Source organism: Streptomyces sp. TSRI0281 (genome assembly GCF_001905125.1).
Lineage (GTDB): Bacteria > Actinomycetota > Actinomycetes > Streptomycetales > Streptomycetaceae > Streptomyces.
Map to the genome: position 1 here is coordinate 35,948 of NZ_LWLE01000014.1, position 21,375 is coordinate 57,322.

22 protein-coding genes, 1 tRNA gene and 1 pseudogene are annotated in these 21,375 nt (G+C 70.0%); 8 read left to right on the forward strand and 16 right to left on the reverse strand.

The genetic code is table 11. The annotated features are described in order from the left end of the window. Positions 1-688 precede the first annotated feature (688 nt). From A6A29_RS21410 to A6A29_RS21420, 3 genes are all read right to left on the reverse strand, one after another. Positions 689-1,270 (reverse strand): TerD family protein, encoded by a 582-nt coding sequence (locus A6A29_RS21410; protein ID WP_073722040.1) that lies wholly within the window; start codon positions 1,268-1,270, stop codon positions 689-691. A 64-nt stretch (positions 1,271-1,334) separates the two neighbouring features. After that, positions 1,335-1,601 carry a twin-arginine translocase TatA/TatE family subunit gene (locus tag A6A29_RS21415; RefSeq protein ID WP_073722041.1) on the reverse strand — a complete coding sequence of 89 codons (267 nt, stop codon included), beginning with the start codon at positions 1,599-1,601 and terminating at the stop codon, positions 1,335-1,337. 181 nt (positions 1,602-1,782) lie between these two features. Next, positions 1,783-2,358 (reverse strand): TerD family protein, encoded by a 576-nt coding sequence (locus tag A6A29_RS21420; RefSeq protein ID WP_073722042.1) that lies wholly within the window; start codon positions 2,356-2,358, stop codon positions 1,783-1,785. A gap of 258 nt (positions 2,359-2,616) precedes the next feature. On the opposite strand from A6A29_RS21420, the gene A6A29_RS21425 reads away from it, so the two are divergent. Together A6A29_RS21425 and A6A29_RS21430 are read left to right on the forward strand one after the other, a co-directional pair. Next, positions 2,617-3,021, forward strand: coding sequence for a BlaI/MecI/CopY family transcriptional regulator (locus tag A6A29_RS21425; protein ID WP_073722043.1), 405 nt, complete (start codon positions 2,617-2,619; stop codon positions 3,019-3,021). Positions 3,022-3,025: 4 nt separating this feature from the next. Further along, a complete protein-coding gene (locus A6A29_RS21430) occupies positions 3,026-3,958 on the forward strand; it encodes a M56 family metallopeptidase (RefSeq protein ID WP_073722044.1) in 933 nt (310 codons plus the stop codon). A gap of 52 nt (positions 3,959-4,010) precedes the next feature. Here A6A29_RS21430 and A6A29_RS21435 read toward each other — a convergent pair whose 3' ends face one another. Then, positions 4,011-5,093, reverse strand: coding sequence for a sporulation protein (locus A6A29_RS21435; RefSeq protein ID WP_073722045.1), 1,083 nt, complete (start codon positions 5,091-5,093; stop codon positions 4,011-4,013). Positions 5,094-5,186: 93 nt separating this feature from the next. Further along, positions 5,187-5,408 carry a hypothetical protein gene (locus A6A29_RS21440; RefSeq protein ID WP_073722046.1) on the reverse strand — a complete coding sequence of 74 codons (222 nt, stop codon included), beginning with the start codon at positions 5,406-5,408 and terminating at the stop codon, positions 5,187-5,189. A gap of 437 nt (positions 5,409-5,845) precedes the next feature. Between A6A29_RS21440 and A6A29_RS44850 the strand changes: the two genes are divergently transcribed. The 3 genes from A6A29_RS44850 to A6A29_RS21450 are packed head-to-tail and all read left to right on the forward strand — an operon-like array spanning position 5,846 to position 8,547. Continuing rightward, the gene (locus tag A6A29_RS44850) at positions 5,846-6,172 is read left to right on the forward strand and encodes a hypothetical protein (RefSeq protein WP_143197022.1); all 327 of its coding nucleotides are present in this window, start codon (positions 5,846-5,848) and stop codon (positions 6,170-6,172) included. 42 nt (positions 6,173-6,214) lie between these two features. After that, positions 6,215-7,531 carry a hemolysin family protein gene (locus A6A29_RS21445; RefSeq protein WP_073722047.1) on the forward strand — a complete coding sequence of 439 codons (1,317 nt, stop codon included), beginning with the start codon at positions 6,215-6,217 and terminating at the stop codon, positions 7,529-7,531. Beyond that, the gene (locus A6A29_RS21450) at positions 7,528-8,547 is read left to right on the forward strand and encodes a hemolysin family protein (protein ID WP_073722048.1); all 1,020 of its coding nucleotides are present in this window, start codon (positions 7,528-7,530) and stop codon (positions 8,545-8,547) included. The genes A6A29_RS21445 and A6A29_RS21450 overlap by 4 nt, the downstream gene beginning before the upstream one ends. 130 nt (positions 8,548-8,677) lie before the next feature. Here the strand turns inward: A6A29_RS21450 and A6A29_RS48105 are convergent, their stop codons facing one another. Both A6A29_RS48105 and A6A29_RS21460 read right to left on the reverse strand, forming a co-directional pair. After that, positions 8,678-8,899, reverse strand: coding sequence for a superinfection immunity protein (locus tag A6A29_RS48105; protein ID WP_079182929.1), 222 nt, complete (start codon positions 8,897-8,899; stop codon positions 8,678-8,680). A 40-nt stretch (positions 8,900-8,939) separates the two neighbouring features. Beyond that, positions 8,940-9,407 carry an NUDIX hydrolase gene (locus A6A29_RS21460; protein WP_073722050.1) on the reverse strand — a complete coding sequence of 156 codons (468 nt, stop codon included), beginning with the start codon at positions 9,405-9,407 and terminating at the stop codon, positions 8,940-8,942. Between the two features lie 179 nt (positions 9,408-9,586). Between A6A29_RS21460 and A6A29_RS21465 the strand changes: the two genes are divergently transcribed. Beyond that, positions 9,587-9,898, forward strand: a complete 312-nt coding sequence (locus tag A6A29_RS21465; protein ID WP_073722052.1) for an immunity protein TriTu family protein — start codon at positions 9,587-9,589, stop codon at positions 9,896-9,898. Between the two features lie 78 nt (positions 9,899-9,976). Here A6A29_RS21465 and A6A29_RS21470 read toward each other — a convergent pair whose 3' ends face one another. The 5 genes and pseudogenes from A6A29_RS21470 to tgmA form a co-directional block, all read right to left on the reverse strand. Next, a complete protein-coding gene (locus tag A6A29_RS21470; protein WP_073722054.1) occupies positions 9,977-10,558 on the reverse strand; it encodes an HD domain-containing protein in 582 nt (193 codons plus the stop codon). Between the two features lie 12 nt (positions 10,559-10,570). Next, positions 10,571-10,729, reverse strand: a pseudogene (locus A6A29_RS46765) (transcriptional regulator); the annotation flags it as partial. 873 nt (positions 10,730-11,602) lie between these two features. After that, positions 11,603-12,691: a methyltransferase domain-containing protein gene (locus A6A29_RS21480; RefSeq protein WP_107468278.1), complete on the reverse strand. Its 1,089-nt coding sequence runs from the start codon at positions 12,689-12,691 to the stop codon at positions 11,603-11,605. Then, a complete protein-coding gene (locus A6A29_RS21485) occupies positions 12,691-13,692 on the reverse strand; it encodes an MvdC/MvdD family ATP grasp protein (protein WP_073722056.1) in 1,002 nt (333 codons plus the stop codon). Before A6A29_RS21485 ends, A6A29_RS21480 begins: the two co-directional genes overlap by 1 nt. Next, complete coding sequence (gene tgmA, locus A6A29_RS21490) at positions 13,692-13,982, reverse strand: putative ATP-grasp-modified RiPP (RefSeq protein WP_073722058.1); 291 nt, start codon at positions 13,980-13,982, stop codon at positions 13,692-13,694. Before tgmA ends, A6A29_RS21485 begins: the two co-directional genes overlap by 1 nt. 290 nt (positions 13,983-14,272) lie before the next feature. On the opposite strand from tgmA, the gene A6A29_RS21495 reads away from it, so the two are divergent. Both A6A29_RS21495 and A6A29_RS21500 read left to right on the forward strand, forming a co-directional pair. Further along, complete coding sequence (locus A6A29_RS21495; RefSeq protein ID WP_073722060.1) at positions 14,273-15,526, forward strand: helix-turn-helix transcriptional regulator; 1,254 nt, start codon at positions 14,273-14,275, stop codon at positions 15,524-15,526. 24 nt (positions 15,527-15,550) lie between these two features. Continuing rightward, positions 15,551-15,865 (forward strand): 4a-hydroxytetrahydrobiopterin dehydratase, encoded by a 315-nt coding sequence (locus A6A29_RS21500; protein WP_073722062.1) that lies wholly within the window; start codon positions 15,551-15,553, stop codon positions 15,863-15,865. A 201-nt stretch (positions 15,866-16,066) separates the two neighbouring features. Here the strand turns inward: A6A29_RS21500 and A6A29_RS21505 are convergent. The 4 genes from A6A29_RS21505 to A6A29_RS21520 all read right to left on the reverse strand — a co-directional run bounded on the left by A6A29_RS21505 (position 16,067) and on the right by A6A29_RS21520 (position 21,337). Beyond that, positions 16,067-16,140 (reverse strand) — tRNA-Lys (locus A6A29_RS21505). Positions 16,141-16,263: 123 nt separating this feature from the next. Further along, a complete protein-coding gene (locus A6A29_RS21510; RefSeq protein ID WP_241838592.1) occupies positions 16,264-17,877 on the reverse strand; it encodes an amino acid permease in 1,614 nt (537 codons plus the stop codon). Positions 17,878-18,137: 260 nt separating this feature from the next. Continuing rightward, entirely contained in the window at positions 18,138-20,555 is a 2,418-nt protein-coding gene (locus A6A29_RS21515; RefSeq protein WP_385731860.1) for a DEAD/DEAH box helicase, read from the reverse strand. Between the two features lie 209 nt (positions 20,556-20,764). Continuing rightward, positions 20,765-21,337, reverse strand: a complete 573-nt coding sequence (locus tag A6A29_RS21520) for a hypothetical protein (protein WP_073722066.1) — start codon at positions 21,335-21,337, stop codon at positions 20,765-20,767. Positions 21,338-21,375 lie beyond the last annotated feature (38 nt).

Below are 21,375 nucleotides of genomic sequence, written 5' to 3' on the forward strand. Positions count from 1 at the left end.
TGGACCATTCGTACGTGGCGGCGTCGAGCATGCGCTGCACGGTGTCACCGACCCCGGGGATCATCGTCAGGGGCGTACCGCCGAGGTGGTAGCTGTAGCGGGCCACGTCGTCGGCCCACGCCTTCCGGTCGTCGCGCTCATCGAGAATGATGTCGGCGCCGATCGCGTTGAAGGCGCCGAGCCCGGTGGCCGTCCTGCGGGCGGGAACGTCCCAGTTCTCGGTGCCGTGCCCGGGGCTGTCGGGAGCCCGGCCCAGCCCGTCGGCGGCCTGGGCCCGCTCCGCCGAGTCGAAGGCCGTCGCCTCCCTGCTGAGGGACGCGCACACCCAGTTCGTCACGCTGTGCAAGGCCGTCACGGACATGGTCGCCAAGGCGGGCGTCTTCCCCGCGCCGGGCTGTATCTGGTTGGTCAGCGCGCTCACCGCGGCGGCCTTGCCGGTGTTGTTCGTCTTCAGATCGGCGTCCCCGCCGCCCTGCCCACCGCCGGTCCCGTTGAGGCGCATGGCCGCCTCGTTCTTGTGCGCGGCCCCTTCCTGTTCGAAGGACACCGCTTCCCCACACAGTTCGCTTCTTGCTTCGGGTCAAAACACAACACTACGTATCAATTTGCTGTCCGCAAAAAGACAAACAGGAACAGCTACGGACACCTGACCAGCGGATCGGAGTGCCGGTACAGGTGCGGTGGACCGCTACAGATGCGGGGTGATGGCCGGCATGAGGTCCTGGAAGGTGCGTCCGTCGGCCGGGCTCCCGATGGCCGCCATCTCCCAACCCGTGCCGCTGCGCCGCACCTTGGCCATGATCTGAGCGGTGTGACGCCCGCCCCCGGTGAGCGTGTAGCGGGCCAGTTCCTGGCCGTTGCTCTCGTCGAGGAGGCGGCAGAACGCGTTGTCGACCTCTTCGAAGGTCTGGCCGGTGAAGGAGTTCACCGTAAAGACGATCTGGTCGATGTGGACGGGGACGCGTTGCAGGTCCACGACGATCGACTCGTCGTCACCGCCCTGGCCCGCTCCGCCGACCCGGTTGTCGCCGGTGTGGCGTACGGAACCGTCGTCGCTCACCAGGTGCTGGAAGAAGACGACATCCACCGGCTGCTTGTCGGCGAAGAGCACCGCGGAGGCGTCCAGGTCGATCTCACGGGCGGTGAGCCTGGCGAGGAACCCCTTGCGCGGCGCGGACTTCCAGCCGAGCCCCATCCGTACGACGCTCAGCGCGCCGCCGTCGGACTTGCTGAGGCTGATCTGCTGGCCCTTGGTCAGGTTTACGGACATGTGCCGCCTCTTCGTTCGGTCGGGTGGGCAGAGGGCGTGGGTGCGCGAGTGCGCGGGTGCGGGTTCAGTTCCGGGCGGGCGGGCCGTCCGTGCCGCCGCCCGGCCGCACGGTGGTGTCCCCGGGCCGCACCCGGATGACATGGGGGGACGGCGATCGCGGGTCGGCCGCGGAAGTCCCGGACGTCTTCGCCTCGGACTTCATCGCTTTGGTCTCGCTCTTGAGGATGCGCGCCGCCTTTCCCGCGTTACGGGCCAGGTCCGGGAGCTTCTTGGCGCCGAGGAAGACGACAACGACGATCAGGAGGATGGCGAGTTCGCTGAGTCCGAGCACTGGAATCCGCTTTCTTGAAGTGGCCGTGAAGGACGAGGAGCACGGGGCGGGGCATACCGCACGGGGCGCGGAACGTGTTCCGTGCCCCGTGCGTGCGGCGGTGTGACAGTGACGGCGGTGCCGCGGTGGCGGCGGTACGGCGGTGGCAGCGGTGCCGCCGTGCGCGGTGCCGCCGTGCGGGTCAGATGTTGACGCCGAAGTCCTTGGCGATACCGGCCAGCCCGCTCGCGTAACCCTGGCCGACGGCGCGGAACTTCCACTCGGCACCGTTGCGGTAGAGCTCGCCGAAGACCATGGCGGTCTCGGTGGCGGCGTCCTCGGACAGGTCGTAGCGGGCGAGCTCCGCGCCGCCCGCCTGGTTGACCACCCGGATGAAGGCGTTCCGTACCTGGCCGAAGCTGTGGCCGCGGCTCTCGGCGTCATGGATGGAGACCGGGAAGACGATCTTCGACACCTCGGCGGGGACGGCGGCCAGGTCGACCTTGATGACCTCGTCGTCGCCCTCGCCCTCACCGGTCAGGTTGTCGCCGGTGTGCTCGACCGAGCCGTCGGGGCTCTTGAGGTTGTTGAAGAAGACGAAGTGCTGGTCGGAGAGGACCTTCCCGGCTTCGTCGACGAGCAGGGCGCTGGCGTCGAGGTCGTAGTCGGTGCCGGTGGTCGTACGGACGTCCCAGCCCAGACCGACCAGTACGGCGGTCAGGCCCGGAGCCTCTTTGCTGAGCGAGACGTTGCCGCCCTTGGCCAGGCTGACACCCATGTCGTACCCCTATCCCGCGTGTATCCCGTGCGAAGGAGCCGGGTCCGTTACCCGGTTCCCAGTGACATCCCAAAATCTACAGCACTGTAGAAACCATTGGGGGGCCCGATACGGAACGCTGCCGGCCGCTCCCCCGGGCCCTGTGGCAGGGCATCCGCACCGACGACGGCCGAACGGAGGCGAAGGGCCGGGCCATCAGTCAGTACGATGAACCGCCCCGCGGCGGCAGGCGAGGCCACGAGGCGGGCGGGAGACGGCATGACGGAACAGCGCCAGGACGGTATCGGCCGGCATCACCGCCGCCGGGGTCAGGGAGAGCTGGAAGCACTGGTCCTGGCCGCGCTGCGCCAGGCACCGGGCGCGGTGAACGCCGCCTGGGTGCAGGAGCGGCTGGTCGGAGACCTCGCGTACACCACCGTGATCACCATCCTCACGCGCCTGCACGCCAAGGGCGCGGTCGCCCGCGAGCGGACCGGCCGGTCCTTCGCCTGGACCCCGGCCGCCGACGAGGCGGGGCTCGCCGCCCTGCGGATGCGCAAGGTGCTGGACGGGGAGTCGGACCGCGAGGCCGTCCTCGCCAGCTTCGTCACCGCCCTGTCCCCCGGCGACGAACAGTTGCTGCGCGGCCTGCTCGCCCAGACGACCGACGACGCGGAAGACTGACGTCATGGGGGTCTTCGTCTTCCTGCCGCTCGTACTGCCCTTAAGCGCATGGCCGATCGCGCGCCTGGCCGAGCAGCACCTCCACCCGCGCGCCGCCACCCTGCTGCTGACGGCGGTCGCCGCCGTGCTCGCGGTCTGCAGCACGCTGTGCCTGGCGCTGCTGATGGTCGTCGGTACGGCGCAGCTGCCCGGCAACCCGTTGCCGGACGCCTGGTCGGACCCGGAGGTGCGCGAGGCCCTGCCGTACGACGAGGTGGCGGGCAAGGTGGCGATCCCCGCCCTGTTCTGTGTACTCATCGCGTGCGCGAGGACGGCATGGCGGCATCACCGGGTGCGGCGCCGGGCCGGACAGGCTTTGGCGTGGCTGCCCAGCAGGCCGGTGGCGGTGCTGCCGGACGAGACGCCGTACGCGTACGCCCTGCCGGGTGGGCGCCGCGACCGGATCGTCGTGACGACCGGCATCCTGGCCGGTCTGAACGCCCCGGAGCGCCGGGCCCTGTTCGCCCACGAGCGTGCCCATCTGACCGGGCGCCACCATCGCTTCCTGCTGGCCGTGCAGCTGGCCGCGCGGGCCAACCCGTTCCTGCGGCCGCTGCGTACCGCCGTGATCTACACCGCCGAACGGTGGGCGGACGAGGACGCGGCGGCGGCGATCGGCAGCCGGCGCACCGTGGCCCGCGCGATTGGCAAGACCGCCCTGGTCTCACGCGGAGCGCCGGTCGCCACGCTCGCCGGTTTCGCGGCGGCCGGACCGGTGCCGCGCCGGGTGGCCGCCCTGCTCGGACCGGCCCCCGCCGCGCGCGTGTGGCCGTCCGTCTTCACCACGGTGGGGCTGGCGGCCTGGGGAGCGGCGGCGGGCACCACCGTCTCGGCGCTGTCCTCCGCCAACTCGGCCATCACGTTGTACTTCGTCCTGCACGCCGCGACACCGATGTAGAAGCGGGGCCGGGGCCGGGGCCTCGCGGCGCTCGCGGGACGTCAGGGCCGCTTCAGCCCTCCTCGCCCCCTTCTTCCTCTTCCTCGTCCTCGCCCTCGAAGGCGTCACCGATCTCGTCGACCACTTCGGCCGCGACGATCCCGCCGACCACCCCGACGGCGAGTCCTGCCGCACCGGCTGCGACGACGGTGCCCATCCCGGGGCCGGAGCGGTGACCGTGCCCCTCCCCGTGGTGAGGCTCACCATGGCCGAAGCGGTCCGCCTGATACGGATCCTGGTGCCCGTACGAGCCATGCGTGCCATGTGAGCCGTACGCGTCATGGGTGCCATGGGTGCCGTGCGAGGCGTGCGTGCCGTACGAGGCACGGTGCTCGACCAGTTGACCCATCCAGGCGTCGACCTCGGCGTTCCAGTCACGCCGGCCGACGTCGTGGTGGCTCACGGTGAAGCGGGTCACCGTGTCGTGGCCCTCGGCGAAGAGTCCCCCGCGCTTGTCGGCCTCCAGGACCACTTCCATCCCGCCCGGATGCGCGAGGAAGGTCACCTCGATCTCGTTGACCGCGTGCGCGTACCGCGCCGAGGGGGTGAGCTCGACCTCCTGGTAGAAGGGCAGCTGCTGGCCGGTCCCGCTGATCCGCCCCAGTTCCAGGTCTGCGGACTTGAAGCCGAAGCCGCTCTGCCCGAAGGCTTCGAGGATCGCCTCCTGCGCGGGCAGGGGGCGCACCGCGAGCGGGTCCAGGTCGCCCTTGTCCTTGGCGCCCGCCACCGACAGTTCGGTACGCACACCGAGGACCACTCCGAGACTCTGACCGTGGAGTTCGGTGACGGGGGTCTCCCACGGCAGCGTCACACCGAAGGGGACGCTGCGCCGCTCCCCCGCGACGAGGCGGAAGTTGCCGCCGACGGCGAAGCGGTCGAAGACGACGGTGCCCTCGTGCTCGCCGTCCTCGTGTTCGGCCTCGACCCGGGCGACCAGCTCCAGGGTGATCTGCTCAATGGTGAAGTCGGCGTCGCCGCCCTGGAGATGGACCTGCCCGTCGAGGCTGCCGCCGGGCGCGAACGCGCCCGCGTCGAGGACCGTGTCCACCGTGGGCCCGCCCACGCCGAGTGAGCCGAGCAGCCGTTTGAACACCATCGTGGCGTTCACTCCTTCTTCTCTGCGGGTGATTCCGGAGCGGCGGGCCGGTGCGCCACGGGCGTCCGTGGGGCACCGGCCCGCACACCATGCCTACTTGGCGGTCGCGCCCAGTGCCGCCAGGGCCTGCGCCCAGCGCGCGTACTTCAGCTCTGCCAGATCGGCGACGGTCTTGACGCCGAACGCCTCCTGGAGCAGCTCACCGCCCCGGTCGGAGACCCCCTTCAGCGCGGATACGGGTGCGTCGAGGATCTCCGGCAGGCTCTTGTCCGCCCATGCCTTGTCCAGCACTTTGTCCAGATCGATCGAAGCCACGACGGTCCTCCCACGGAATTCGGATGGATGGTGCGTGCGACCGGTCCGGGCCGGGGACCGGTCGTCGTGCGCCCCCGTCGGATCTCCGTTCGCGCGCAGGGCGAAGCCGGAAGTCCGGGCCGCCCCACACTTCTTCTACACGCGTGTAGAAGCATAGGGCCGGGAAGATGCCGTCCGGGTCCGAACCCGAAGACCTGCGGAGCGCCGTCCCCCGCAGGGTCCGTTTGCCGTTCCTTTACAGTGAGTGTAGAAGTACGCCCCTTCGGCACCCACTGATCTGACCCCTGACAAGGAGCCACGGACCCGCGATGGGTGAGCCTCCCAGTACCGGCCGTGCCACTCCCCGCCTCTCGCGCAGGAACCACGGGACGGGAGTGGCACGGTGAACGAAGCTGTGCCTGAAGGCCCCGCGCGAACCGGCCCTCCGACGCCCCGGCGTGCGCCTCGGCACCCCGCCGGGTGTCCGGCTCAGCGCCCCGCCCGGCATCCGGCCCGACACCGGGCTCAACACCCCGCCGGGCGCGCGGCCCGACACCAGGCTCAACACCCCACCGGGCGTGCGCCTCAACACCCCGCCGGGCGCCCGGCTCGACACGAGGCTCAACGCCCTCCCCGGCCCCACACCGGGCTCAACACCCCGCCCGGCACTGGGCTCTCTTCCTTCCGCCCTCTCCACCCCTCCAGAAGGAGCGCTCCTTGTCCGCCAGACCGACGGCACCCGACTCGCCGGGGCACAGTCCGCGACCGCCCGCCCCCAGCCGTGACGCACGGCGGCGGCAGGGTGCCCTCACGCGAGCGACCTGCCGATGAGCGCCGTACTGGGGCTGCTGGCCGTGGTCGTACTGACCGCCGGCACCGGATACTTCGTCGCTCAGGAATTCGCGTACGTCGCCGTCGACCGGCTGGCACTCGCCCGCGAGGCCGCGGCGGGCGACAAGCGGGCCGCTCGCGCCCTGAAGGTGCTCGGGCGGCTCTCGTTCATGCTCTCGGGCGCCCAGTTGGGCATCACCGTCACCGGGCTGGTGGTCGGTTTCCTCGCCGAGCCGTCCGTCTCCGCGCTGCTCAGGCCCGTGCTGGAGGGCCTCGGTCTGCCGGACGGAGCCGTCTCCGCGATCTCCGTCGTGCTCGCCTTCGTCCTCGCCACCTTCGTACAGATGGTGCTGGGTGAGCTGGCGCCGAAGAATCTGGCACTCGCCGTACCCGAACGGCTGGCCAAGTCCCTGGCTTCGTCCACCCTCGTCTATCTGAGGATCGTGGGCCCCGTGGTGCGCGTCTTCGACGGGGCCGCGAACAAGCTGCTGCGCACCGTGCGGATCGAGCCGGTCGAGGAACTGCACCACGGAGCCACCCTCGAAGAGCTCAGCCATCTCATCGGCGAGTCCCACGAGCAGGGGCATCTGCCCGCCGACACCGCCGAACTCCTCGACCACGCACTGGCGTTCTCCGAGCGCACGCTGGACGAGGTGATGGTGCCCCGCGCCGACGCCGTGTTCGTCCGCAAGGACGCCACCGCCGCGCAGGCGGTCGAACTCATCGCCAGGCACGGCCACTCCAACTACCCGGTGGTGGGCGATCACCCCGACGACGTCGCGGGAGTCCTCGGCGTACGGGATCTGATGCGGCTGCCCGCCGCCCGGTTCGAGCGCACCACCGCGGGCGAGGTGGCCCACCGGCCGCTGCTGCTGCCCGACACGCTTCCGCTGCCGCACGCGGTGGCGCGGATGCGGGAGCGGGACGACGAGTTCGCGGTCGTCCTGGACGAGCACGGGGGCATCGCGGGAGTCGTCACGTACGAGGACATCGCCGAGGAACTGGTCGGCGACATCGCCGACGAGAGCGACACCGTCGTCGAGCTCGCGGTCGCCGACGGAGCGGGCTGGCTCGTGGACGCCGGCCGACGCCTGGACGAGGTCGAGTCGGCCACGGGCATCGCGCTTCCCGGGGAAGAGGACTACGACACCGTGGCGGGCCTGATCATCGACCGGCTCGGCCGCTTCCCGGCCATCGGCGACCGCCTGACCACGGACGGCGTCCGCATCCAGGTACTGAGTCTGGACCGGCACGTTCCCGAACGCGTACGCATCGAGCCGGCCGAGCGCCCGGCCGAGGAGGCACAGGCATGAGTTTCCCCGTAGCCCTCCTCATCACCGTCCTGCTGCTCATCGGCAGCGGCTTCTTCGTCGCCGCCGAGTTCGCCCTGGTGGCGGCCAAACGCCACCGTATGGAGAAAGCCGCCGCCGAAGGACAGCGGGGCGCCGGAGCGGCCCTCGCCGGAATGCGCGAGCTGTCCCTGATGCTCGCGGGCGCCCAACTCGGCATCACCATCTGCACCCTGGGCCTCGGCTCCCTCTCCAAGCCCGCCATCTCGCACCGGATCGACCCGCTGCTGGTCGACCTGGGCCTGCCCAGCGGCCTCAGCTACGGCATCGCCTTCGCCCTCGCCATGCTCCTCGTCGTCTTCCTGCACATGGTGGTCGGTGAGATGGCGCCGAAGTCCTGGGCCATCGCCCACCCCGAGCGCTCCGCGATGCTGCTCACGCCGCCCTTCCGCGCACTGGTCAGGACCGTGCGCCCGCTGATCCGGTTCCTCAACGCGATCAGCAACGCCCTCGTACGTCTGTGCCGCGTCCAGCCGCGCTACGAGCTGACCTCCGTCCACAACCGCGAACAGCTCACGCACCTGGTCGCCGAGTCCGAGCGCCTCGGCCTGATCAACAAGACCGACTCCGAGCTCATCACCCGCTCCCTGACCGAACCGCAGACCCCGGTCTCCGAGCTCCGGATCCCGGCGGGCGACATCATCACCGTCCCCGCCGACGCGGGCCTCGACGCGATCCTGGCCCGAGCGACCACCGCCGACCGCACCCGCCTCCTGGTACGGGACGGTGACCGGGTGCTCGGCTCGATCCACGCACGCGACGCCCTGGTGGCCCGCGCCCACGACCGCTCGACCACCGCCCGCCAACTGGCCCGGCCGGTACCCGAGCTGAAGAGTGCCGACAGCATCTCCCACGCGGTGGAACAACTGCGCCGCAACCGCGCGTCGCTGGCCGTCATCCGCGACGACCACGGCCGCCTCACGGGCCTGATCAGCCTCGACGACCTACTGGCCCGGCTGCTCCACCCGCAGACCGCCTAGAGAGACCGGACTGCGCGAACAGCCCTTCCCGGACGCGCGGGAAGGGCTGTTCGCGTGCCGTGCGGAGGCGGGGCCGACGGCGGTGGGGGTCGTAACCCTTGCGACGGTGTGCAGCAACAGCACAAACCCGTCACCGGCGAGTTGTCGAGAACCAAAGCCGGGCCGCAGCAGCCATTTTGGGCCTACGTGAGCCCAGGACGAGCGCAGGCACCCAACTCACTGTCGTCGTACCGAATAACACGTTGGTGGCCAGGACCAGCCATCGGTTGTCCGTCTGCCGGCCGAGGGCGATCAGGGACGGAAGCGGGTGGATCGCCCCGGCGAGAAGGCCGAATACTTCGGTCGCCGAAATGTTTCAAGGAGCTCGCCGACGCGGAGGGTGTCCCGGCCAGTCAACCCAGGTAGGGGTACGTGCCTGCGAGGTAATCGCCGATCTGTTGGCGCATGCTGGGGTGGATGTCGTACTGGTCGAGGTCGCCCGGCTGGATGAAGCGGACGCCGTCGGCCTCCTCGTTGATGGTGGGCTCGCCGCCGACGGGGCGGCCGATGTAGGTGTTCTCGTACTGCTGACGGATCTCACCGTCGGCGTAGGCGACGATGTGGCGCGGGTTGGTGTAGACACCCAGAAAGCCGGTGATCTCGGCGATGATGCCGGTCTCCTCCAGGCATTCCCGTACCGCGCACTGTGCCGCAGTCTCGCCGATGTCCTGAGCGCCGCCTGGCAGGGCCCACTGGCCTGTGTCACGACGGCGCTGAAGGAGTATGGCTCCGCTGTCGTCGACGACGAGCAGGTTGTTGGCGGGGATGAGCGTGTTCGCCTTGGGCGCCTCGGGATCGTTGTAGTACTCAGTCCTGCCCATGTGAAGAGGCCCCCCTTGGTCAGGCGTCCAGGGCCGTGCGACGGCCCATACAACTTCGAGCGTAGTTGTCGAGTACGCCCGTTGAGGTCGACTTTATGGATGCGCTGTCCAAGTGAAGTCAGGCAACTCGGGCCGCAGTTGAATTGTCCCCGTACTGGTGACAGAAGGGGCGGATCCGAATGAACGAGTTGCCGCAGATACTCCATACCTGGTTCACCAAGAACGCGGGGCAACTGCGATCACGTGGAGTCACGGGTGCCATCCAGCGATCACCCGATGACGGTCGGCCCAAGACCAGCGCATGGATGACGTTGGAGAACGACGGCCATGCCGCTGTGCTCATCGTCTGGAGCAGCGGTGAAGCTGAGCTGGAGTACGTGGACTTGGCGAGCGGTCAGTCTCGGCAGGAACATCGCGACCTCCGTGCCCCGGGCGAACTCCTTGACGCCGTCGGGACCATCCTCGAATGGGCACACGCGGGGAACGGATGACGACGCCCCACAGTCCGCTCCATCCGGCAGGCAAAGCTGTTCGCGAGGAAACGCCGGGACACTTCGTCATCCCCGGAGCTACTGCTTCCCCTCGCCCAGGGCGGTGCGCAGCCAGTCAAGGGCGCCCTGCGACAGAAGCTCATCGGCCAACCGGTTCGCGGTCTCGGTGACGAGACGCCCACGGCTGTTGTCAATCCACCGCTGCGCGTTCTCGTAACCCTGCGCCTTGTACTCGATGCCCTGGAGCAGGCACTCCAGCTTGTCCGCGTCACGGGCACAGACCGCCTCGGGCGACTCCTTCGCCTCGTACTCTGCGACCAGCTCGCGGACTGTCGACGCCAGTACCTCGGGCATCCCTGCCGTCTGGTCGGCGGTTACCGCCTGCGGGTCGCCTGCCGACGCGTATTTCTTCCCGAGGTGGTTCACGTCCCCGGTGCGGGTCTCCTGCGTGTCGTGCCACACCGCGAGGAACGCGGCGCGCGCAGGGTCCGCGCCCTCCAGCTTCGCGATGATCGTGGCGATCAGCGACGTGCGCCACGAGTGCTCGGCGACGCTCTCCGGGTCCCGGACTCCAGCCATCCACCAGCCGGTTCGCCGGGTCTGCTTGAGCGTGCCCGCCTCGTACAGGAAGCGGCCCACTGCGGTCAGGTCGTCAGCCACGACGCTCTCCTCTCACGCCTCGGCAAGGCGAATTGCGTACCGGATACCCTCCAGCTCCCTGCGCGCCAGCGCCCGGCTATCCAACATCACGGGAAGGACGTGGCGCAGTTCCTTGCCGGTCGGGGTGCCGGGCCGCAGCAGGTTCGGGCGGGCGGCGAGCAGGGCCCACAGGGGGCCGGCGAAAGCCCCGCCTCGACGGTGAAGCGCGTCGGCCCCACCCCGGTCAACGCTCTGGGCTGGGGCCGAGGGGTAGGCCGCGTGGGACTCGAAGTCACAACCAACGGATTAAAAGACCTGGCGTTTTGTGGTGAGGTGCCCCCCCTGACCCCTGTCGGCCGTATAAATCCGGCAGGCAGGGCCACCGATGCCATCCGGTTCGACTCAAAGAGACCTGTGCTGGCACGTCGGCTCACGCAAAATCGTCTGGACCAGATGCGGCGCCGTAACCAGCAGTCAGCCACCGGTAGATGGCCCAGCACTGCACTGTTGGAACCTATCTTTGAGAGCCTGACATGGAACATCCCCACGCACGCGGGGGTGGTCCTGTCGACGCCTACGCTGCGCTGATGCTGGCGCAGTCGTCCCCGCACACGCGGGGATGGTCCCAGTCTGCTTAGTTGGACAGGCCAAGACACAGATTGGTCCCCGCGCACGCGGGGATGTTTATCGATACGTGGTCGCCATACCGAAACCTCGGTTGGCGACCACGTGCGTCTTGCCCCGACATCGGATGCACACGCGCGAGCGGTTCTCGATTGCCAGCCCGACCCGCCCATGATGTTCACCTACACCTAAGAAGACTGTTCCGCGCTTCCCCGTAACCCCAGATACGGACGCCCGTTGACCCCGGAACAGGCCGCCAGGCGAGTGGCCCAATAAATATCCGTAGGGGGCGAACATGTTCGTGATCACACTGAAGAGGCGGGATCCTTGGTGGTCCAATCCGGGGTGGTGGAACCTCATCGTCAGCGTGGCTGTCGCCGCTGTGTTCTGACAGCGCATCCCTCGCAGGCCCTCAAGCCTGCGAGGGATGCTTTTGACCAGTCATTCGCCCAGCGTCCAACTCGGCCCGTCCGGGTCGTCGAGCCAGACGACCTGTCCCTCCGGGCCGGTGGTGATGCCGTAACGGTCTGGGGTGGGGCGGCCCGCGATTTGGTAGCTGCGGTGAGCGTCTTCAAGACAGGCCCAAAGGGATCGGGGGCCTGCCTCAACGACCGTTCCATCGGAGCGGAGTTGTGCAATGAAGCCGTCCGGGTGCCAGACGCGGGCGCCGGTGATCTCCCTGTTGTCGTTCAGGTCGTACTGCCAGGTGAGGCCGGGCACGGCGATGCTGGCAAGGAAGCGGAAGTGGTTGTCGGCGATGGCCTCGGCGGGGAGGGCGGAAGGACGGCCAAGGCCGGTGGGCAGCGGCGGGCGGCGGGTGGGGACGCCGTCGGATGGGGTCTGGCGCAGCGGCATGAAGAAGGCGCCGTGGGGGAGGAAGCGGCCGGTGGCGGTGTCCGGGCCTGTGGGGTGGATACGGGCGAGGGCGTTGCCGAGCGGGGCGAGAAGGAAGCCGTCGTCCGTGAGCTGCTGGGGCAAGGCCAGGGGGACAGAGGAGAGGCCACAGGTGACGATGATGCGGTCGTAGGGGGCGCGATCGGGGACGCCGAGGGAGCCGTCTCCGGTGATCACGGTCGGTCGGTATCCGGCGGCGGCCAAGCGTTCGCGGGCGGGACCGGTGATGTCCTCGGCGATGTCGACTGTGGTGACATGGTCGTCGCCGAGGCGGTGGGAGAGGAGGGCGGCGTTGTAGCCGGTGCCGGCGCCGATCTCCAGCACGCTCATCCCGTCCTGCACGGCGACGGCTTCGAGCATGGTCGCCATGAGGGACGGCTGTGAGCTGGACGAGGTCGCCGCCCCGTCCGTGCGGTGTGTGACCAGGCTGCGGTCCTCGTGGACAGCGGTGAACCACTGGTCGTCACCGGAGATCCGGTCACCGCAGGGTGCGTAGAAGTACGGGACGAAGACATGGCGGGGGACCTCTTCGAAGGCACGGCGCCACTGGGGGTCGGTGAGGTCGCCCGCGTCGGTGAGAGCTTGGGCGAGGGCGCGGCGGGCCTTGGCGGCCCGATTCGTGAGGTCGTCGGTCATCAGCGGGTGGTGCCTTTCTGAAGGAGATCGGCGATGGCGTGGGTGATCGGTTCGCGGGTGGGCTCGATCCAGGCCCACTGGCCGCCCGCGTTGACGTCGACCAGGTAGTGCACGCCCTGGGCATCCACGATGAAGTCGATGGCGGCGAAGACCAGGCCGAGGCGGCGCATCATCTCGCGTACCGCGTCCCCGATCGAGGCGGGCAGGCGGATGGCGGTGTGGGTGAAGGCATCGGAATCCTGGCGCCAGTCCGGGCCGCGGTGACCGACCGGGGCGTGGATGGCCGCAGCGAACAGCCTCCCGGCGACGACCGCGACACGGACCTCGTACGCCCGGTCTGTGATCTCCCGCTGGAACAGGTGCGCGGTCAGCGCAATCCGAGGATCGGCCCAGCGCTCCTCGGGAACGCGGCAGGTGTAGAGCTGGCCCCGGGTGCCGCCCTCGGTGTGGACGATCCCGCCCAGCACCTTGGTCACGATCCGCCCGCCGCACCGCCGGGCGAAGGGCGGCACGGCGGCCGGGTCGTTGGTGATCAGCGTCTCCGGCACCTGGAGTCCACTGGCCACGGCGGCGGCCAGGTGCACCGGCTTGGTGCAGTCGACGTTCGCCTGCGGCCGGTTCACCCACAGCACTCCGGGCAGCGAGCCGAGAACGGTGATCGCCCGCTTGGCCTGCCCGACCGCGAAGCGGCGCTCTGGGCCACCCATCGATTCCGGCAGCTCGTGGACGGTGGGCTTGCGCCACCACACCGCCCGCAGCTCCGATAGGTCGATGCCCCGGGCGTCGTCGTGGAGGGATCCGGTCCAGCGGCCGTCCGCCCCCAGCTCCGTACGGAGAGTGGTGCGGGTGGGGAAGTCGGCGAGGTCCGTACGCCAGAACGGCACCCGCCGCTCGTTCAGCTCCCGTAGAACGAAGTCCGCGGTGGGGTCCAGGGCATGTGTCACGACGAGCACGCGCGGCGGCAGCCCGCCGCGCGTGCTCTGACAGGCGTGGAACGCCATCAGTCGTCGTACTCGTCGTCGTTCTGGTCCGTGTCGACGGCGATGGCGTCCCTGCCGTCGGACTCGGTGTTGCACGAGGTCTTGCTCATGGTGGGGTGGGCGCCGACCGGGAGACCATCGACCAGGGAGAGCTGGGTGACCGGGTCCACGGTCAGCACCGGACGGTGACCGTGGAGCGGCACCGGGTTGGTCAGGCTGTCCAGACCGAACGGACGAGTCTCGGCCGGTCCGGCGGGCTCGGCGGCGATCTCGTGGGAGAGGGACGGGACGCGTTCCAGCAGCAAGGACATCAGGGTTTCCCTTCCGTCGTAAAGGTGCTCAGGCGGTCCCTGGATCGATGACCAGGGAGTCATGCGCTCCGGACGGGCCGAGGGTGGGTCCGCCCCTTGCCGGGGCAGTCTCAGGAGGTGCGGAACCGTTCCAGGAAACCGCTGGACCCCGCCGGACGGCCAGGAAGCCCGGCGGCCACAGAGCGGCCATTCACCGGCCACTTCGAACAGACGCACCGAACACCCGTAACGCCGGGTATGAGTCGATCAGTTGGGCGCTACGTTGGAGAGGTCGAACGCAAGGGGACACGGTGAGGACCAACGGCAGACTGCGGGCGGCACGGCTCGACCGTGGCTGGCTGTCCCAGGAGAAGGCGGCCGAAGAGATCAGCACGGCGGGCCGGCTCGCGCTCGGGGACCCGTACTTCACCGTCAGTGTGCGTACCTACCGGCGCTGGGAATCGGACGGGCCGGGCTGGCCCCGGCCGGATACCGCCGCCGCCCTGCGCGCGGCCTTCGGTCTCGGCCCCGAACATCTCGGCTTCACTCCCCCACCCGGCCACCCCGCCCGTCTGCGCCACGCGGAGGAGGCATCGTCCATGGAACGCCGCAGTTTCCTGGCTGCCGGATCGGTGGCCGCGCTCGGCATGGTGAGCCCTGCCGACCTCAGGCCCCGGGACATCGACCCGGCCCTGGTCGGCTACTTCTACCAGCAGCTCGGTGGCCACTACACCGCCGACATGATGCTCGGTCCTCGCGATCTCATAGGGACCGTCACCGAGCAGTACCGGCTGATCAGCGATCTCACCCGGGCGGCCAGGGGCACCGTGCGGGAAGACCTGATCCAGGTCGGGGTGACCTACGCCGCGCTGGCCGGATGGCTCCACCAGGACGCCGGCCTGTGGGACTCGACCGCGTACTGGCACGGCATCGCCCAGATGGACGCGCAGATGCTCGCGAACACCGACCTGACCGCGTACATCCTCTCCAACATGGCCCGCCTCCGATCCGACCTGGGTGACGGACGGGCCGCTGTCGACCTGTGCCGACAAGGGCTGAGCGAGCGGCACCGGCTCTCCCACCGCATCCGCGTCAACCTCATGCACCAACAGGCCCACGGCCACTCGTTGCTCGGAGAACGGACCGCTGTGGACCAGCTCCTGGACGAAGCGTCCGCAGTGGTCGAGGTGGTGGATCCGTCCATACCCTGGGGCGCGGTCCACCACAACGCGTACTTCTTCGAGGTCCAGCGCGCCACCTGCTACGGGCGGATGGGGCTGCACTCCGAGGCCCAGCACATCTGGGACCGGATCAACGCCGACATGCCTCCGGCCGCCCGCCGCGACACCGGCGTGTACCTCGCCCGCCAGGCCGCCGCGTACGCCGCCACCGGCGAACCCGAACACGCCGTCACCCTGGCCGCCCAATCCGCCGAGATCGCCGCCCAGACGCGCTCCGCCCGCCATCGCAAGGAGTTGGAAGCCCTCCGCCAGAGCATGAGCCGCTGGCGCAATGACCCCATCGGCGACCGCCTGGTCAAGGCCCTTGAGCCACTCGCCGCTTAGAACCATTGAACGAAGGAGCCCCCTTTGACCGCCACCCCGCTGTCCGACGCCGAACTCGACCTGGCCCTCACCGGCCTCCCCGACTGGAGCGTCCGGGACGGGAAACTCACCGCGACCTTCAAGGCCGACCGCTCCGCCGTCCCAGCCCTCTACAGCGCCGTCGCCACCGCCGAGGACGAGGCCAACCACCACGCCGAGGTCACCATCCTCTACGGGACGATCGGCTTCGCCCTCAACACCCACGACGCCGGGGACGCGATCACCGCCCTCGACACTGCTATGGCCGCCCGCCTCACCGCCCTCGCCACCGAGCACGGAGCCCGCTCGTCGGACGGCTGACGGACGGGTTCAGCGTCCGCACGGTCGTACCGCCGTGGCGGCGGGCACGATGGCCGGCCGGTCTCGGCCTCGGTGGCGGGCAGCCGACACCAGCGGGTACAGGACCGCACAAGCGCCGCAACACCGAAGCGCCCCGCCCGGCATCAGCCGGACGGGGCGCTCCTTCACAGGTCACGGGCTTGCGACCGTCCCTGCATCGCGTAGGCCGTGTGGGACTCGAACCCACAACCAACGGATTAAAAGTCCGCTGCTCTGACCAATTGAGCTAACGGCCCCTGGCGAATCACCCCCGAGCATAGCCCGCCCGAGCCCGGCAGCCGATCCGGTATCGGGTGCCGGGGCCTGTCGTCCCGGTCGGAGGGTGATCGGAGGGCGTGCGGGGTGTGGGCGGGGAGGGGTCAGTGCGGGGGTTCGGGGGAGATCGTGCGCTTGTGATCCGGGTTGTCCGGCTTCAGGAACCAGTGCCGGGCCGAGACCAGCCACCAGGTCGCCGCGAAGCCGAGCACCACCAGGACCGCGATCGGGGCGTAGTTGAAGGTCTCCCAGGTGACCGGCGACACCTGGGGCAGCATGAACAGCACCGTGATGATCACGACCCACGTCACCGCCACGATGCCGATCGGGCGCGACCAGCGGCCGAGGTGCCAGGGGCCGCGGGCGAAGTCGTCGCCGCGCAGGAGGCGGAGCAGGGTCGGGATCACGTACGCGATGTAGAGGCCGATCACCGCGATGGACGTGACGGCGGCGTACGCGGTGACATTGATCAGGTACGGGAGGCCGAGGGCGAGGGCGCTCAGGGCGGCGAGCCAGACCGCCGCGACGGGGGTGCGGGTGCGGGGGCTGACCGTGTGCCAGATGTGGGAGAACGGCAGGGCGCCGTCGCGGGAGAAGGCGTAGATCATGCGGCTGTTGGCCGTGACCGAGGCCATGCCGCAGAAGAGCTGGGCGCCGATCACCACCAGCAGCAGGAGCTTGCCCGTCGTCGCGCCGAGGGCGTCCAGGAGGATCTGGGCGGGCGGGGCGCCGGTCGGGGACGTGAGGGCGCCCTCGTACGACTGGATGGCGAAGGTGAAGCCGAGCAGAAGGACGAAACCGGCGATCCAGGAGGTCCAGATCGACTGCACGATGCCGCGCGGCCCCGCCACCGCGGCGTCGTGCGTCTCCTCCGTCATGTGCGCCGAGGCGTCGTAGCCGGTGAAGGTGTACTGCGCCATCAGCAGGCCGATCATCACCACGTAGAAGCCGCTGCCCCACCCCGTGTTGTTGACGAACTCGGTGAACACGTACGACGCCGACTGGTGCGAGTCCGGTACTAAGGTCAGGGCGCCGACGATGACGGCCACGCCGAACACGTGCCACCAGACGCTGACGCTGTTGAGGACCGCGACGATGCCGACGCCGAAGGTGTTGAGGAGACCGTGCAGCACCAGGATCGCGGCGAAGAGCAGGATCGTCCGGCCGGGCGTGACCTCGAAGCCGAACTGGAGGTTCAGATACGCCCCGAGGCAGGACGCCGCCCCGAAGTCGATCCCGGCGGTGACGGCGACCTGGCCCAGTACGTTGAACCAGCCCGTGAACCACGCCCAGGCGGCCGCCGAGCGCGGCGGGGCGAGACGGTGGGCCCAGAAGTACAGGCCCGCAGAGGTCGGGTACGCCGAACAGATCTCCGCCATCGCCAGCCCGACGAACAGCGTCATCAGGCCGACCCCGACCCATCCCCAGGTGATGACGGCGGGGCCGCCGGTGTTCATCCCGAACAGATACAGCGTCAGACAGCCGGAGAGCACCGAGATGATCGTGAACGAGACGGCGTAGTTGGAGAAGGCCGACATACGGCGGGCGAGGACCTGGGTGTAGCCGAGTTCGGCCAGCCGCGCCTCGTCCGATCCGGGCGCCGCGGACCGGTCGGGGGACGCGGACGGACCGGAGGACGCGGGCCGGTCGGTGGGCGGGGCGGACGATGCCGGTGGGCCGGGGGGTCCCGCGTGTGGCGCGGGTGAGTCGTTTGTCATGCCCCCAGCGATTCCCTTGCCGGGCAGCCGACATGCGTACCGGGTGGCCCGGAAACGACCCCGCGACCCCGCGACCCCGCCGGAGCCGAGCACGAAGACGAGCGACGAGCGACCAGCGGCCAGCGGCCAGCGGCCAGCGGCGAACGCCGGGGGCGCAGCGCCGGAGACACAACAAAGCGGGCCCGTCCGTGAAGGACGGGCCCGCTTCAGCAGGTCGGCCGAGCTGCCTCGCGGCAGCTCAACAGTTCAGCGGAGCGCGATCAGCCGTTGCGCTTCCAGCGCGGCTTGTCGTCGCGGCGGCCGAAGGAACCGGTGTTGGTGCCGGTGTTGGCACCACGGTGGTCATCACGGCGGCCGGTCGGACGGTCGCCGGCGCCACCGGCGCGGAAGCCGCCCGAGGGACGGTCGTCACGGCGGTCACGGTTGAACGGACGGTCGCTGCCGCCGGCGCGGAAGCCACTGGTGGGGCGGTCGCCGCCACGGTCGCGGTTGAACGACGGACGGTCGTTGTCACGACGCTCGAACGAACGGCCACCACGGTCGCCGCCACGGTCATCACGGCGTTCGCCGCCACGGTCGTCGCGACGGTCGCCACCGCCGGAGCGGAAGCCACCGGTGGGACGGTCGCCACCACGGTCACGGTTGAACGACGGACGGTCGTTGTCACGACGCTCGAACGAACGGCCACCACGGTCGCCGCCACGGTCGTCGCGACGGTCGCCACCACCGGAACGGAAGCCACCGGTGGGACGGTCGCCACCACGGTCACGGTTGAACGACGGACGGTCATTGTCACGACGCTCGAACGAACGGCCACCACGGTCGCCACCGCGGTCATCGCGACGGTCGCCACCACCGGAACGGAAGCCGCCCCGGTCGTTGCCACCGCGGTAACCGCCACGGTCGCCACCGCGGTCGTCACGGCGGTTGTCGCGGCGCTCGTAGTTGCCGCGCTCGTCACGGCGCTCCTCGCGCACGGCCGGCTGCTCCGGTACGGACACGGCGGCCTCGATCGCGGCCTCCGCCTCGGCGGCGGCCTCGGCCACCGCTGCCTCGGGGTCGTCGCCCCGCTCGCGCGCGGCGCGGGCGACCAGGCGGTCGGCCTCCTCGCGCAGCTCACCGGCGCGGCGCTGGACGCGCTCCAGCTGCTTGGTCAGGTCGGCGACCTCGCGCTCGGCCTGCTTGGCGGCGTTGTTCGCGGAGTCGGCCTGGACCTCGGTCAGCGAACGGGCACCGGTGATCTCGGCGACCTCCGGCTCGAAGACGCCCGCGCCCTGGACGAGGTGGCGGGAGGCGTCGACGCCCGCGTCCTCCATCAGGCGGAAGATCTGGCGGCGCTGGTGCGGAAGCGCCAGGGAGACGACGACACCGGACTTGCCGGCGCGGGCGGTACGGCCCGAACGGTGCAGGTAGTCCTTGTGGTCACCGGCCGGGTCCACGTTCAGGACCAGGTCGATGCCGTCGACGTGGATACCGCGCGCGGCGACGTCGGTCGCGACCAGCGCGTGGACGTAACCCTTCTTGAAGTCCTCAAGAACGCGGGTACGGGCGCCCTGGGTCATGCCGCCGTGCAGCGCGTCCGCCTTCACGCCGGACTCGATGAGCTGCTCGGCGATGCGGTCGGCACCCAGCTGGGTGCGGACGAAGATGATCGTGCGGCCCTTGCGGGCGGCGATGGCGGCCGTGACCGGCGCCTTGTCCTTCGGCTTCACGACGAGGACGTGGTGCGACATGGTCGAGACGTTGCCCTGGGCGCTGTCGACCTCGTGGCTCACCGGGTTGGTCAGGTAACGCTTGACCAGGGTGCCGATCTCGTTCTCCATGGTGGCGGAGAAGAGCATGCGCTGGCCGCCGCCGGGGATCTGGTCGAGCAGCTCGGTGACCTCGGGCAGGAAGCCCAGGTCGGACATCTGGTCGGCCTCGTCGAGGACGGCGACCTGGACGTTCTCCAGGGAGCAGGCGCCCCGGTTGATGATGTCGCGCAGGCGGCCCGGGGTGGCGACGAGGACGTCGACACCGCGCTCCAGCGCGTAGATCTGGTTGCCCATCGACGTACCGCCGCAGACGACCTTCATCTTCAGGCCGAGCACGTCGCCGTAGGGCTGGAGCGCGTCCGCGACCTGCATCGCGAGCTCACGCGTCGGGGTGAGGATGACGGCGCGGGGCTTCTTCTTCTCGGTGAAGCCACCGGCCAGCGCGGCCAGGGTCGGCAGACCGAAGGAGAGGGTCTTGCCGGAGCCGGTACGGCCACGGCCGAGGATGTCCTTTCCGGCCAGGGCGTCCGGGATGGTCGCTGCCTGGATCGGGAAGGGCGAGGTCACACCGTTCTGCGCGAGCTTGCGGACGATGCCGTCGGGCAGTCCGAGCGAGCTGAAGGTGACGGTCGGCTCGGCGTCGGCCTCGTCGACGGGCTGCGCGTCCACGGTCTCGGAGACCTCGGCGGCGGCCGTCTGCGTCTCGGAGACCTCAGCGACCTCGGCGGCCTCGACGACCTCGGAAACCGCAGCGGTCTCAGCGACCTCGGCGGTGACGGTGATGGTGTCGGCGACGATCTCGTCGGCCTGGGAAGCCTGAGGTGCCTGGGAAGCCTGGGCCACTACGGCCTCGGCGAGCTCAGCGAGCTCTGCGTTGTCGACGTTCTCGGGCATGACGGTGTGGTCAGAACTGGAAATTGACATGCGAAATGCGAAACCTTCCGGAGTCTCGGCACGCGCCCGTAACTCCGTGATTCGCAATTTCGACCGCCTCAATGCGGTCCAGCCACGGCAAGGGAGAGTACGCGCCACACGGCGCTCTTCTGTGTCGGCGCCGGGCAATGGGATCAAACGATCTACCACCATACGCACTCTCACCCACATTGCGCAAACCATCCCCTCCCCTCGCGTCCCTACACCGGCCCCACCTGCGGTGATGCCTCCGGAGTCCGCAGCATCTCCGGCCGCCGCGGTGCGGTCATCGCACCGGCACGGAGCTGCGCGGCGGGCGAGGCCGAGGGGGGTGGCGTGGGCGGTTCCGAGGGCTGCGGGGGCTTCGGATCGGGGTCGGGATCGGGGCCGGGAGCCGACGGGCTCGGCGGCTCCGGGGTGACCGGCGACGGCTCCGCGGGCCCCGGCGCGGAAAGGGTCGGAGTCGGCGGCCGGCCTCCCAGGGTGGGCGGCGGGGTGCCCGGGGTCCGGCGCGGGCCCTGCGGGGCGGTCGACGGGGTGGCCCCCGAGGCGTCCGGGTCCGGCTCCCCCGGGATCTCCCGGTCGGAGTGCGTGCGGGCGAGGCCACGGCCGGCGCCGGCCGTGCCGGAGTCCGGCACGGTGCCGTCCGGCTCGGCATCCCCGCCCTTCTCGTCCGCGGACCGCGAGGGCCCCGGCCTCGCGTCGTCGTCACCGACGCTCATACAGCCTGTGGACGCGGCGATCGTCAGCGCGGTGACGGCTGCCCATCGGACGGGAGCGGAAAACTGGCGCACGGGTGGGACCTCCGGAGCGAGGAAACGGCGGAGCGGAA

Bases quoted from the DNA above. Each gene is read 5' to 3' on its own strand.
- A6A29_RS21435 (WP_073722045.1), bottom strand. From the start codon at position 5,093: ATGGTGTTCAAACGGCTGCTCGGCTCACTCGGCGTGGGCGGGCCCACG.
- A6A29_RS21425 (WP_073722043.1), top strand. From the start codon at position 2,617: ATGACGGAACAGCGCCAGGACGGTATCGGCCGGCATCACCGCCGCCGG.
- A6A29_RS21430 (WP_073722044.1), top strand. From the start codon at position 3,026: ATGGGGGTCTTCGTCTTCCTGCCGCTCGTACTGCCCTTAAGCGCATGG.
- A6A29_RS21420 (WP_073722042.1), bottom strand. From the start codon at position 2,358: ATGGGTGTCAGCCTGGCCAAGGGCGGCAACGTCTCGCTCAGCAAAGAG.
- A6A29_RS21445 (WP_073722047.1), top strand. From the start codon at position 6,215: ATGAGCGCCGTACTGGGGCTGCTGGCCGTGGTCGTACTGACCGCCGGC.
- A6A29_RS21485 (WP_073722056.1), bottom strand. From the start codon at position 13,692: ATGGCGTTCCACGCCTGTCAGAGCACGCGCGGCGGGCTGCCGCCGCGC.
- A6A29_RS21465 (WP_073722052.1), top strand. From the start codon at position 9,587: ATGAACGAGTTGCCGCAGATACTCCATACCTGGTTCACCAAGAACGCG.
- A6A29_RS21410 (WP_073722040.1), bottom strand. From the start codon at position 1,270: ATGTCCGTAAACCTGACCAAGGGCCAGCAGATCAGCCTCAGCAAGTCC.
- A6A29_RS21510 (WP_241838592.1), bottom strand. From the start codon at position 17,877: ATGACAAACGACTCACCCGCGCCACACGCGGGACCCCCCGGCCCACCG.
- A6A29_RS21460 (WP_073722050.1), bottom strand. From the start codon at position 9,407: ATGGGCAGGACTGAGTACTACAACGATCCCGAGGCGCCCAAGGCGAAC.
- A6A29_RS21480 (WP_107468278.1), bottom strand. From the start codon at position 12,691: ATGACCGACGACCTCACGAATCGGGCCGCCAAGGCCCGCCGCGCCCTC.
- tgmA (WP_073722058.1), bottom strand. From the start codon at position 13,982: ATGTCCTTGCTGCTGGAACGCGTCCCGTCCCTCTCCCACGAGATCGCC.
- A6A29_RS21450 (WP_073722048.1), top strand. From the start codon at position 7,528: ATGAGTTTCCCCGTAGCCCTCCTCATCACCGTCCTGCTGCTCATCGGC.
- A6A29_RS21515 (WP_385731860.1), bottom strand. From the start codon at position 20,555: ATGTCAATTTCCAGTTCTGACCACACCGTCATGCCCGAGAACGTCGAC.